Here is a 12,196-nt window from a genome sequence, read left to right as displayed (position 1 = left end):
TATTTTTATTAAGAATTTTTCTAAATAGAAATTCAGACGTTCCTTTGTGTCAATCTGGACTGATTCTAAACAAACGCCACTATGCTGCACCTTCGCCTGTTGGGCCTGACTTCTACGCTTCTTACCTGCTCTCTCGTTGCTCAGGCCCAGCAAACCGCCGCCATCCGGGGCCGCGTGACTACTGCCGACGGTAGCCCGGCCGAGGCCGTGACCGTCGGCCTGAAAAGCCGGGGCCAGGGCACCATCACCAACAGCCAGGGCGAATTTGTGCTGGAGCGGGTGCGGCCGGGGCAGTACACGCTGGTTGTTTCGGCCATTGGGCTGAAGGGCGAAGAGAAAACGGTGACGGTGACGGCCGGCCAAACCACCAGCGTCGATTTCACGCTGACGGAAAGCGCCCAGCAACTGCAGGAAGTGGTGGTGAGTGGCAGCCGCACCAACAAGTTTGCCCGCAAGCAGTCGGAGTACGTGAGCAAGATGCCGCTCAGCAACCTGGAGAATCCGCAGGTGTACGCTACCGTGGGCAAGGAGCTGCTCACCGAGCAGCTGGTCTTCACGGCCGACGACGCCACCCGCAACGTGCCGGGTTTGCAGCGCATGTGGGAGGCCACGGGCCGCGCCGGCGACGGCGGCAGCTACTACAACCTGCGCGGCTTCATCACCCAGGGCCAGCTGCGCAACGGCGTGGCCGGCGGCGTCACCAGCAGCATCGACGCAGCGAATCTGGAGAAGCTGGAAGTCATCAAAGGGCCGTCGGCGACGCTGTTTGGCAGCGCGCTAACCTCCTACGGCGGCCTCATCAACCGCGTCACGAAGAAGGCCTACGACCGGTTTGGGGGCGAGGTGGCGTACTCGGCGGGCAGCTTCGGCCTGCAACGCCTGAGCGCCGACGTGAACACGCCGCTGGACAAGCAGAAGAAGGTACTGCTGCGCCTGAACACGGCCGGCCAGTACGAGCGCAACTTCCAGAACCGCGGCTACCAGGGCTTCGACAAGAGCCTGGCCATTGCCCCGACCCTCACCTACAAGCCCACCGAGCGCCTCACCATCAACCTAGACGCCGAGCTGTACCGCACCCAGAATGTGGGCAAACAGCTCATTTTCTTCTACTTCCCGACCAGTGCCTTGCAGGCCACCCGGCCCCAGGAGCTGGGCCTGGACTACCGGCAGTCGTATCTGGGCAACGGGCTAAGCCTGAATTCGCGCAGCTCCAACTACTTCACTCAGGTGAACTACCAACTGGCGCCGGGCTTCACGTCGTCGACCAACTTCACGCACAGCCGCAGCTTTTCCGACGGTTTCGGAGCCTACTTCTACGTGACGCCCATTGCCGACAGCCTCAGCTCCGGCGACCCGACGCACCTGGGCAGCACCAACTTCCTGAGCCGCGCCGACCAGTCGACGCGCGACAGCCGGGCCTTCACGACGGAGGTGCAGCAGCTGTTCAACGGCGACTTTCAAGTGGCGGGCCTGCGCAACCGCGTGGTGCTGGGCCTCGACTACCTGAACGTAGACAACCAGCAGCTGTTCTTTGGCAGCACGTTTGGGGCCCCGGTGGCGCTGGGGCTGGGCAGCCAAGCCTACACCGATTTCAACGGCCGGGCGCTGGCGGCGCAGTACGCGGCCGGCCCGCCGCAGTTTACCTATCCGCTCACCACCCAGCTTACCACCTACAGCGCCTTCGCCTCCGATGTGCTCAACCTCACGGAACAGCTGAGCGTGCTGGCCGCCGTGCGCGTGGATCGGTTTGAGAATGAGGGCGGTTTGGTGGGCGGCGCGGTGCAGCCGTTCAAGCAAACGGCCGTGTCGCCGAAGTTTGGCGTGGTCTATCAGCCGGTGAAAGACAAGGTGTCGGTGTTTGCCAACTACCAGAACAGCTTCCGCAGCCCCGGCTCCTACCGCGCCTACAACACGGCTGCCCTGCCCGACAGCACCGAGCAGCGCACGGCCCGCCTGGAGCAGGCCAACCAGTGGGAAGGCGGCGTGAAGCTGGATGCCTTCGCCGGCAAGCTGACCACGACGCTGAGCTACTACGCCATCCGGGTAGATAACCTGCTGCGCACCGACCCGCGCCTGGAAGCCGCCGCCAAGTTCGCCCAAACCCAAGACGGCACCCAACGCAGCCAGGGCCTGGAGCTGAACGTAGTAGCCAATCCGTTCGAGGGCTTCAACGCCGTGGCCGGCTTCAGCTACAACGACTCCAAGCTGACCCGCGCCGAGGAAGGCGTAAACGGCCGCCGCCCCGCCACGGCCGGCTCGCCGTACCTGGCCAACCTGTGGCTGAGCTACCGCCTGCCGGCCGGCCCGGTGCAGGGCCTGGGCCTGGGCGTCGGCGGCAACTACGCCAGCGACAACAGAATAGTGAACACCGGCACCAACGTGTTTACGCTGCCTAGCTACACCGTGCTCAACGCCTCGGTGTTCTATGACCAGCCCCGGTTCCGCATCTCGGCCAAGGTTGATAACCTCACCAACCAGCAGTACTGGATCGGCTACTCCACCATGAACGCTCAGAAAGTGCGCAGCGTGGCCGGCAGCGTGGCGTATAAGTTCTAGTTTTTTACCTGCTGTCATCCTGAGCTTGCGAAGGATCTTATCGCGCCTGAACGGTTCTCGTAACAACGACTCGTTCTACCGTACTAAGGTCCTCCGCAAGCTCAGGATGACAGGGTTGTTTTTTGCTTCCACCCTATGAACACATTTAAGAAAACCGTCGGGAAACTGCACCTGTGGCTAGGGCTGGCCTCGGGGCTGGTGGTGTTCATTGTGAGCATCACCGGGGCTATTTTTGTGTTTCAGGACGACATCCGGGACCTGACAGAGCCGTGGCGCAAGGTGGAAGCCCAGACGACCGCGCCGGTGTTGCCCTCGCAGCTGCAGGCGGCGGCGCTGGCCCCGCACCCGGGCGTAGCCGCCGCCACCACCTGGGTCACGTATTTCGGGCCGGAGCGCTCGGCCACGGTGTTTTTCACGGATAAGGCCGGCGCGCCCACGCAGGTGTACCTGAACCCCTACACCGGCCGGGTGCTGCACGAGCAGGATCTACGCACGCACTTCTTCACCATCATCCAGGAAATCCACATGCACCTGCTGCTGCCCGAGGCGGTGGCGAAGTGGGTGGTGGGCGGCGGCGTGAGCATCTTCGTGGTGATGATGCTGACGGGCCTGGTGCTGTGGTGGCCCAAGCGCAAGCAGGAACGCAAGCAGCGCTTCACCATCAAGTGGGGGTCCCAGTGGCGCCGCATCAACTACGATTTGCACAACGTACTGGGCTTCTACGCGGCCAGCATCGGGCTGGTGCTGGCGCTGTCGGGGCTGTTTATGCTGTATCCGTGGCTGCTGCAGCCGCTGGTGCTGGCGGTGGATGGCGGCCAGCCGGCGCCCCAGGAAATCATGAAAACCAAGCTCGACACGCTGCAAACCGCCACCGCCGCCACCCAGCCCCTCCCCGATATCGTGTACCGCCAAGTGCGCCGCCTCTCCCCCGACCACGAGATGATTCTGCTGGGGCCCACTGGCGCAGGCAAGGACCCCGCGTTTTGCTGGACCTATAAGAAAGCCCTGCACTACTACCACCGCGACGAGTACGCCTTCCACCCGGTGTCAGGCCAGCTGCTGGAAACCCGCTTCCACGCCACCAAAAGCGCCGGCACCAAGTTCTCCGATATGAACTACGACCTGCACGTGGGCCAGATTCTGGGCTTCGGCGGCAAAGTCGTGGCGTTTCTGGTGAGTTTGATCTGCGCCAGTCTGCCCGTCACCGGCACCATCGTATGGTGGGGCCGGCGCAACAAAACCAAGAAGAAGCCGCGGCTGCAGGCGGTGTAGTTTCGCTTCGGGCGTCCCAGGGCTAAAGCCCTGGGCTACGTAGCGGGCTATCTGGGCAGGGGGCGCTGCATAGCCCAAGTGGAAACCGCTGCATAGCCCAGGGCTTTAGCCCTGGGGCATAAGGTATTATTGCATCCGCCCTACCTTCGGAATCACCTGAATCAGGAAGCGTTTGTTGTCGCCTTCGCGGCGGCCCTGATAGCGGCCGGTGCCGTAGAAGCCGCTGCCCCCGATGATGAGCTCGATGCCGCGGTCCTGGCCGAAATTGAGGCCATTCTGCTTCCAGAGGTTGAGGAGGTTGAGGGCGCGGCGGTAGCTGAGCTGGTAGGTGGTCTGCTCCTCGCGGGCGTTGCGCGGGTCGCCTTGGGGGTAGCGCGCGGCCATGCCCTCCACAATCACGAGGTAGCGCACGGGCTGGTCTGTTTTGATGCTTTTGAGCACTGTGCGCAGGGTGCGGCCGGCCTGCAGCAGAGCGGGCTTGTAGCTGTCCTGGATTTCGTCGCGGCCGGCTTTGAACTGCACGGGCACCAGCAGCTCGTGCCGCTCGTTGGTGGGGTCGTAACGGAAATAGCGGCCCTCCAGCTGCTGCAACGAGCGGCGGATTTTGGTAATCTGCTCCAGCTCGGCGGCCTTGGCTTTCAGCTCGCCGTTGGCCTGCTTCAGCTCCCCTTCCCGGTCCTTGAACAGCTTAAAGCTATACACGAACAGCACCAGCATCACCACAAACAAGGACGTCATCAGATCCACATAGCTGGGCCAGAAGAAGTCGTTGTTTTGGCGGTTGTTGGAGGTGGCGTTGTTCATTTTTTTATAAAACTGTCATCCTGAGCTTGCGAAGGATCTTATCACGTCTGAGTTATTATCAAGCGAATACTGTTCTGACCTGATAGGATCCTTCGCTCCGCTCAGGATGACAAACGAATTGTAGCTACCGCGGCTTCACCCCGCCGAATAGCTTATCCATAAACCGCTGGAAACGGTTCTTGGACGTGGCTTTCACCAGCACCGTATTCAGGTTGGATAACTCCAGCAGCAGCTTGGCCTGAATCTGGGAATCGACTTCCACTTTGCGCAGCAGTTCGCGCTGGGTGGCGGTTACGTCGCGGCTGAGGTCGGCTTGCTGGACGTTAAGGTTCTGGAAGGGCTCCAGCTGTTTCAGCAGCTTCTCGAAGACGTTGTCGGCGTTGAGCTGCTCGAAATACTGCTGCCACTTCTCGTAGGCCAGCTGGGCCTGCCGCTCGTTGTAGGCCAGGCGCTTGTTCATCACGTCGGCGAGGCCCACGCCGGCCTGGTCGATGTGCTGCTCGGCGCGGTCCTTGAGGTTGCGCAGCTCCAGCTGGTGCTTCTGGAAGAAATCCAGCATCAACTGCACCGAGTTGTTGTTGCCTCCTATATACTGGCCCAGGTCGTTGATGCCCTTCTCGAAGCCGCGCAGGCGGTCCAGAATACCGTTCACGGCCTCGGCCGAGTGGTAGCCGCTCTGCAGCATCTCGTTGAGGCGCTGCTGGTAGCCGGTGAAGGCGCTGAACATTTCGGCCGACTCGCGTACCTTCTCAAACACCAGGATATTGGCCGCCGCCATCTTGTCGTAGCCGATGGTATCGAGGCGCTCCAGGAAGTCGCTCTGCACCCGGATGTTCTGCGTGACCTTCTCCATCAGCGGATTGAACAGCTCCACCTGGCCCACAAACTGCTGGTTGAACGCATCAAGCACCGACTTAAGGTTGGTGAGCGAGCTGGCCATATCGGCGTGCAGCACCGGCAGCAAGCGGGCCTGCAGGAAGGTGTAATACTGGTTCTGAAGCCGGTCCAGCTGCTCGCGGGCCTGGCGCAGCACGCCGTTGCCGAGCAGCGTGAGCAGCAGCCCCACGAAGGAGCCGGTCATGGCAATGAGTACGCCGGTGAGGAAGGGCGTCAGGGCGTTTTCGTCGGATACGCCGTTGCGGGCAATGCCCACGAGGCCCAGAATCACACCCAGAAACGTGCCCAACAGCCCCAGATACAAAGGCGTGGCTACACTGGCCTGCACCGAGTTGTCGAGCACCTGGCTCTGCCGCTCCGATATGTCTTTCAGGATTCCAAAGTCGGCCGCCGCGCCCTTGTTGTGGCGCAGGTAGTCGTTGGTATCGAGTAGGATTTCCTGAAACTCGGGCGAGGCGTTTTCGGCCTTGATGAGGTTGGAGGCGAAGGACTCGGGCGGGGCGTCGGCGGCGTACTCGGGCAGATCACGGCCATCGGGCAGCACAATGCGGTGCTCCACCCGCAGGCTCTCTTTGGGCGGATACAACACGGCCAGCCGCTGGGCCGTGGCGCGCGTCTGCAGAAACGTGCGAATCTGCAAACCCACCACCACGGTCACGACCAGAACTTCGAGAATGATTTCAAACATAGGACTGTAAAGTACGCTATTCCCGGCCTGTCATCCTGACGAAGGAAGGACCTTATCACGCTGAAACGAGTCGTGGGGACGAGGTTCGTTCAGGTGTGATAAGGTCCTTCCTTCGTCAGGATGACAGGCCGGATTTACTCAAACCGGATGGCGGCTTTCTGCTCAATCTGCCAGGAGCCAGCCACTTTACGCAGCACGCCTTCCTCCTCCGTCACGATGCGCGTGACCGGGCCGGCGGGTTGCTGGTACTTGCAGGCTTCGCGCAACGAGTACTGGGCACTCTGGATGGCGTAGGCGTGTACGGCAAGGTTGGAAGTCACGCTGAACGTGGCCAGCTCGGGCCACTGCGGGTCCTGGTGAATCTCGTAGATGCTGTCGTGCTGGGGCTCGTCGGAGAAGTCGTACTCGTTGAATACACCGTTCACAGGCACCTTCACGTACCGCGTGCGGGGCAGGTCGGCGGCGGGTACAGTGGGCGAAGCTACGGGCGTTACCGGGAGTTGCACGGGAGGTATCAGGCTGTCGAACTCTTCGTGTGGAGCGGCGGAGCTGGCCGACGTAGCGTCCGGAACAGCCGTTGGCGGCACCGGAGCCGGTGGCGCCGCTACAACCGGCGCAGGCGGAGCCACGGGCACCGGAATCGGCGCAACAGGCTGCGGCGCCCGGGGCGGGGTAGGCTTGGCTGGAGCTATTGCAGCAGCACCCGCTTTCGGCGCCGACTGACGTTTCTGCAATTCCTGCTCCACCCGCTGCTGAATCAGCTGCTCCAACTCGCGCAGCTGGGCCGGCGAGAACCGCTCAGCGGATTTGGTGCCGGCGGCGGCGGCGCTGCCGGGGCTGCTTTGCAGGGCGGCAATATCGTCGCGGCGCTTATCGATACGGGCGTTAATTTCCTTCCAGGAAGCCCCAATGCTACGCTTCAGCAGTGCGTAGAGCACCAAACTAAGCAGCGCCAGAATCAGGGCCAGCGGGCCGAAGAACTTATTCATCAGGCTCTCCCCTGCCCCGGCAGCAACTGGCGCCGCCGTATTGGCGACACCGGCTTCGTCCAGGCCCGCGTCGCCGGGGGCGGCGGCCGTAGCTTCGTCGGTAGTGGCGGTGGTGTCTACCGTTTCGGCAGTAGCCAAATCCCCGATAGGCGTGCCGTTCTGCACATAGCTGTTGAGAGAGGCTTCCAGCGCAGATAGACGCTGCATTCGGGCCGGATCGGCGCGGCGGGCAGGCGACGACTTCAGCCGGTTCACAATTTCCGTGGTCAGCTTTTGTAGGCGCGACGGATTCGAGCCCAGCCCCTTGTACATTGTGCCGCGGCCCTCCAATGGCTGATACAGCGCGCTGTATACACGCTGGCTATCGGGCTTGATACTGTTCTCAAATGCCTTCAGCGAACTGCCACACTGCAACTGATTTTTCAGGTTGGAACGCCCATTGTCGTCGTAAACATAGCGCACCGTGGCGCACCAAATTTGCACCTTCTGCTCGTCCAGCGTAGGCTGGCCGAGAGGCGTTTGGGCATGGCCGCCCGCCGCGAGCAGCAGCAGGCCGGTAAGCAGGGAAGCAACGCGGCAGGGAAAGGTCATAGGGGGTTTGGATAGGGAGAGACGGGCCTGGCTCCCAGGGTTGAAACCCTGGGCTAGAGAGTGTAGAACGTTCCCGTGTCCTAGGGCTGAGGTTTTGAGCTAGTAAGCAGGAAAGTTGGGCAAAATAACCACCGCTGCATAGCCCAGGGTTTCAACCCTGGGCCACCGCGCCAGTACGGTTACGCCTGCAACTCGCGGCTCAGGTTGTACAGCGCCTGTTTCAGCGGCAGAAAGAACAGGGTTTCGGGCAGGGTTTCGTCGGAGGAAAGCTGGCGCTGGAACTGGTGCAGGCCTAGGCTCAGGCTGTCCTCGATTTCGCGGAGCAGGATGTCTTTTACACGCTGACGGTCCACATCCACGCCTACTTCGCGCAGGTAGGGCGCTACGTCGTCGCCTTCCAGCACCAGGGTGAGGTAGTTGCGCACGTTGTCCAGCACCGTGTTTTTCAGCTCGGCATCTACCTGGTTTAGTTTGAGGCGCTGCTGGTTGAGCTCGGTACCGTCCACGGCGCCGCTGTACTTCACAGGCTTGATGTTGTCGTAGTCGGTGGTCGTTTTCTCCTCGAACAGCACGCCGCCGTTGGTAGTGGCTTCCTTGGGGTTGTCGGCCAGGATGACACGGAAATTGTGGGGCGGTTCCACGCCCGTCACGGCCTGGAAGATGGCCTTCGTAATCTTCTCGATGGCCACCAAGGAGCTGCCCCCGGCCAGCAGGCGCAGGTAGAGACTGCCCTTGCCCGAGAAGCAGAGGTAGCGCGGCGTTTTCAGGCCGAGGTGCTTGGTGAGCTGGGCCGTGTGGTAGATGATGCTGGTGTAGTGCAGGTAGAACAGCACCCGCAGCTGCCGGCCCTTGCCGAGGCCCAGGGCCTGGGTGAAACGCAGCGCATCATCGTACTTGAACAGCAGGCTGGTCACGTCAGCGGAGCCGAAATCGTTGTTGCTGAGGGCGGCGCGTAGGTAGCCTTTGTACTCCTGGTTTTGCTCGGAGTCGGGCAGGCTTTCCACGTGGCCCACGCCGAGGCGCAGCAGGCCGTTCTGCTTGGGCGCGCCCTGCACGCGGGCGTAGCCGTCGCCCCACAGGTCGTCGCCGGCGAAGCGGAACGAGGTGCTGTAGGCCGGTTTCTGGTCGGCGAACAGCAGCAAGTCGGTGGTGCCGCCGCCGATGTCGATGTTCACCACGTTTTCGTCGCGGTTGGGCACCACCTGGTTGGTGGCGGTGAGGTAGTAGTAGGGCGCCACCGATTCGGTGAGGCAGATGGTAGGGCGGTTGGCCTTGAACACCTGCCGGAACGACTCGTCCCAGACCTGCTGGAACTGGTTGCGCAGGAACCCATCAAAGCTCAGCGGCGCAAACCACACCACGCGGGTGTCTTCCAGAATACCCCCGTGCAACGCCGCCTTGTGGCGCAGCAGCAGCAGAATTTCCCGGAAGAAGGCCTCGATGCGCGACACGCCCTGCGGATCCAGCTCGGCCGACCACTTCAGGTTGGTGATGAAGCGGTTCTGGGGCAGTTCGGCCGTGTTTTCGGTGTTGATGCTGAAGCCGATGTTGATGTTGCTGAGCACCTTGGCCGGCTCGTTGGCAAACGACGTGGTTTCGCAAACCGCCGTCCGAATCGGAAACTCATATACCGAGCCGCCTTCGCCCAGGAACGACGGCACAAACTCCCGGTTCTGCAGCGTGGCAATGTTGTCCCAGATCTGGCCGGCCCCGGTACGGTAGCGCTGGGCGGCCGAGAGGCCCTGGTCGGCTACCGGCGCGTGCAGCCACTCCACCTGCACATCGGCCTCGCCGATGGTGAGCGGGCGCGGGTGGGCGCTCGGCGAATCGGCGTAGGCAATGTGGGTGTTGGTGGTGCCAAAGTCCACCGCGAAAGTGAAGCGACGGGTGCCCCGGTCCAGCTCGCGCCAGCGCGGCACGAACAGGCCCCGGGCCGGCTCGGCGCCGATGGTGGCGGGCGGGCAGGTCAGCTCAGCGAGGTCGAAATGGGTGCCGGTAACTTCGTAGTAGGTGCTGCCGGCGGTGGCCATGCTTTTCTGGGTGCGCTCGTAGCGGGTGGCGCGGCGGGCGGCTCCTTGCTCCGTGATTCGCTCCCCGTTCACGAAGAACGTGAGGTCATAACGGCGGTTGAGCATGGTGGGCGCGTTGTCGGCGTCCACCAGCATCACCTTGTAGAGGTCGTTGTACTCGGGCTGGTAGTGCACCTTGTAGAAGGGAAACACGCCCACGCCCACGGCGGCTTTCACAATGCGGCCCTTCTCCAGAATCTCGCGGCCCTGGGCATCCTTGGGGTTTTGCGGATTATGGTAGTAGCTGCGCTCGAAGGTGATGAAGCGGCCCGCCTGCACCGGCACCCGCAGCTGCACGCGCACGTGGCTCAGGTCGATGGTGAAGGTGAGCAGCTCGGCCAGCTCGTTCTCGGTGAAATACTCGAAAAACGCCTGTTTCAGCGGCAGCAGGTAGGGGAAGCGCGCCCGGCCCTGGCCATCGGCCCCGTACTGGAACGTGACTTTGCCGGTGTGGAAGCGCTGGGTGTTCAGCTCGTAAGGCAGCTCCACCAGGGAGTCTTCCAGCAGGTCGCCCACGGTCAGGTAGGGGTATTTGAAGCCTTTGCCGGGCAGCACGCGGCTTTCCAACGCTACTTCGTCGTAGTACGGCACCGGCGTGCGGTCGTCCCAGGGCTGGCCGTTGAGGTAGTTGGCACCGGGCATCGTCAGGTTCGGGCGCAGCACCAAGGGGCGCGGCCGGCCCGTCGTCGATTCGCGGGTGGGCTGGATAAACAGGTCGGAGCTGGTCACGGCCGACTGGTCGGCGCGGCCTGGCAATGGCACGCCTTTCACGCTCACCAGGTTGCCCTGCACGTCGGCCAGGGCCGGGTAGCGGGCGGCAAACTGCTGGGCGCTCCGGTCGCCCTGCATCTGGAGCTGGTTGATTTTCGAGCGGTCGAAGCCCGCGTATACGCTGCCGGCAAACTCGCGGCGCTGCAGCTGCGGGTAGGCCAGAAACAGCTCGTACACAAACTCCCGGAACTGCGGGTCGCGGTCTTCGAGCAGCACGGTCTGCTGGTCGAAGTAGTGGCCGCGGGCCTGGGGCCGCTCCAGGTCCAGGGGCGTCACGGCGGGGCCGGTGAACAGGATGGTCAGCGGCGAGGTGCCGCCCAGCAGGCGCGTGCCGCCCGCCAGCTCCGGCGACTCATAGTACACCAAATACATGTCGGAGAAGTCGCGGAACCGCTCGTCCTGCATATATAGCTGCAGGGTTTCGCCCAGCAGGCGCGTGCCCTCATCCTGCCGCATCCGGCGGATTTCGGCCTCGGCATTCCAACGGCGCAGCGTGATTTTGCGGCCGGCCTGGGTGTAGAGGTGGTAGTTGTAGAGCAGTTCCAGCAAATCCCAGAAGTGGGTCGTCAGCTCGTGGTACACCGACCCCGGGTTGTTTTTACCCTCCCGGGCCAGAAAGTCGAAGGCCGTCTCGAACAAATGCATGCGCGCAAACGGCGTCGGGATGCTCACGGCCAGGTTGCGCGACTTGCCGCCCGCCGGGTCGGTCACGGTGTTGATTTCGGTGCTGGTGACGGGGGCGGTTTTCTGCCAGCCCTGCACCTGCTGGGAGCCGTTGTTATGTAAGCGAAGGACTTTGGCCATATCGTTTTCCGGGGTTCCCAGGGTTGAAACCCTGGGCTAGTTAGCGGTTCTGTTCTTGGTTGGCGGAGTGGTGCTGGATGCGGGCGGGCGGCGCGGGCGTCCCAGGGCTGAAGCCCTGGGCTACGGAGTGGGTTGTTCGGTTTCCGCTGACTAGCCCAGGGCTTCAGCCCTGGGAAGCCCGCGTCATCCGCGTCATCCGCGTCATCCGCGCCGCCTGCACGTCATGGCACTCGCGCCATCTTTTCCAGCATTTCCATTTCCTGCCAGTAATCCTGCTCTTGATGGTGCTTTTCCTGGTTACGGATGTAGTTACGCACCCGCTCCAAGTACGACGGACTGACGGAAAACGCGCCGTAGCCGTTCTGCCAGCCAAAGGTGAAATCCGTCAGGCCCTGCTCATTTACCCAGTGTGCACTTTTGCCCTTGAGCTGTTGCATCACCAAATCCAGCCGGTCAGTAGTGCGCAACGAAAGCAGGCAGTGCACATGGTCATGAACGCCGTTCAGGAAGTTGAGGTGGATGCTGCCGGTTTCTGCAATGTGCCGGATCTGAGTAAACAGCACTGGTTTCAGTTCCGCCGTGAGCCAAGGCTGCCGGTTTTTGGTAGCCCACGTAACATGCACCCACAACGACTGAAAAACGTGGCTCATGCGTTTCGTTCAGATGGCCCCAAATCCCAGGGCTGAAGCCCTGGGCTACGGAGCATTGTTGAATGAATAATCGTTCTCCCGCTGACTAGCCCAGGGTTTCAACCC

The 12,196-nt window shown here is 62.4% G+C and carries 7 protein-coding genes; 2 read left to right on the top strand and 5 right to left on the bottom strand.

Annotated features, from left to right (window positions below; translation table 11 throughout):
* Positions 1-81: 81 nt before the first annotated feature.
* Together O3303_RS16665 and O3303_RS16660 are read left to right on the top strand one after the other, a co-directional pair.
* Positions 82-2,556: a TonB-dependent receptor gene (locus tag O3303_RS16665; RefSeq protein ID WP_269559508.1), complete on the top strand. Its 2,475-nt coding sequence runs from the start codon at positions 82-84 to the stop codon at positions 2,554-2,556.
* A 135-nt stretch (positions 2,557-2,691) separates the two neighbouring features.
* Positions 2,692-3,828: a PepSY-associated TM helix domain-containing protein gene (locus O3303_RS16660; RefSeq protein WP_269559507.1), complete on the top strand. Its 1,137-nt coding sequence runs from the start codon at positions 2,692-2,694 to the stop codon at positions 3,826-3,828.
* Positions 3,829-3,954: 126 nt separating this feature from the next.
* On the opposite strand, the gene O3303_RS16655 is transcribed toward O3303_RS16660, so the two are convergent.
* The 5 genes from O3303_RS16655 to tnpA all read right to left on the bottom strand — a co-directional run bounded on the left by O3303_RS16655 (position 3,955) and on the right by tnpA (position 12,091).
* Positions 3,955-4,632 (bottom strand): hypothetical protein, encoded by a 678-nt coding sequence (locus O3303_RS16655; protein ID WP_125438700.1) that lies wholly within the window; start codon positions 4,630-4,632, stop codon positions 3,955-3,957.
* A gap of 124 nt (positions 4,633-4,756) precedes the next feature.
* Positions 4,757-6,217: a hypothetical protein gene (locus O3303_RS16650; RefSeq protein WP_269559506.1), complete on the bottom strand. Its 1,461-nt coding sequence runs from the start codon at positions 6,215-6,217 to the stop codon at positions 4,757-4,759.
* 134 nt (positions 6,218-6,351) lie between these two features.
* Positions 6,352-7,797, bottom strand: a complete 1,446-nt coding sequence (locus O3303_RS16645; protein WP_269559505.1) for a hypothetical protein — start codon at positions 7,795-7,797, stop codon at positions 6,352-6,354.
* A gap of 179 nt (positions 7,798-7,976) precedes the next feature.
* Positions 7,977-11,441: an acetate and sugar kinases/Hsc70/actin family protein gene (locus tag O3303_RS16640; protein WP_269559504.1), complete on the bottom strand. Its 3,465-nt coding sequence runs from the start codon at positions 11,439-11,441 to the stop codon at positions 7,977-7,979.
* 221 nt (positions 11,442-11,662) lie between these two features.
* Complete coding sequence (gene tnpA / locus O3303_RS16635) at positions 11,663-12,091, bottom strand: IS200/IS605 family transposase (protein WP_269559503.1); 429 nt, start codon at positions 12,089-12,091, stop codon at positions 11,663-11,665.
* Positions 12,092-12,196: the final 105 nt, after the last annotated feature.

Origin of the sequence: Hymenobacter canadensis (assembly GCF_027359925.1) — a bacterium.
Classification (GTDB): Bacteria; Bacteroidota; Bacteroidia; order Cytophagales; family Hymenobacteraceae; genus Hymenobacter; species Hymenobacter canadensis.
This window is presented reverse-complemented; position numbering and strand designations above follow the sequence as displayed.

Coding starts and splice junctions, on each gene's coding strand:
- O3303_RS16650 (WP_269559506.1), bottom strand. CDS start 6,217: ATGTTTGAAATCATTCTCGAAGTTCTGGTCGTGACCGTGGTGGTGGGT.
- O3303_RS16645 (WP_269559505.1), bottom strand. CDS start 7,797: ATGACCTTTCCCTGCCGCGTTGCTTCCCTGCTTACCGGCCTGCTGCTG.
- O3303_RS16640 (WP_269559504.1), bottom strand. CDS start 11,441: ATGGCCAAAGTCCTTCGCTTACATAACAACGGCTCCCAGCAGGTGCAG.
- tnpA (WP_269559503.1), bottom strand. CDS start 12,091: ATGAGCCACGTTTTTCAGTCGTTGTGGGTGCATGTTACGTGGGCTACC.
- O3303_RS16655 (WP_125438700.1), bottom strand. CDS start 4,632: ATGAACAACGCCACCTCCAACAACCGCCAAAACAACGACTTCTTCTGG.
- O3303_RS16660 (WP_269559507.1), top strand. CDS start 2,692: ATGAACACATTTAAGAAAACCGTCGGGAAACTGCACCTGTGGCTAGGG.
- O3303_RS16665 (WP_269559508.1), top strand. CDS start 82: ATGCTGCACCTTCGCCTGTTGGGCCTGACTTCTACGCTTCTTACCTGC.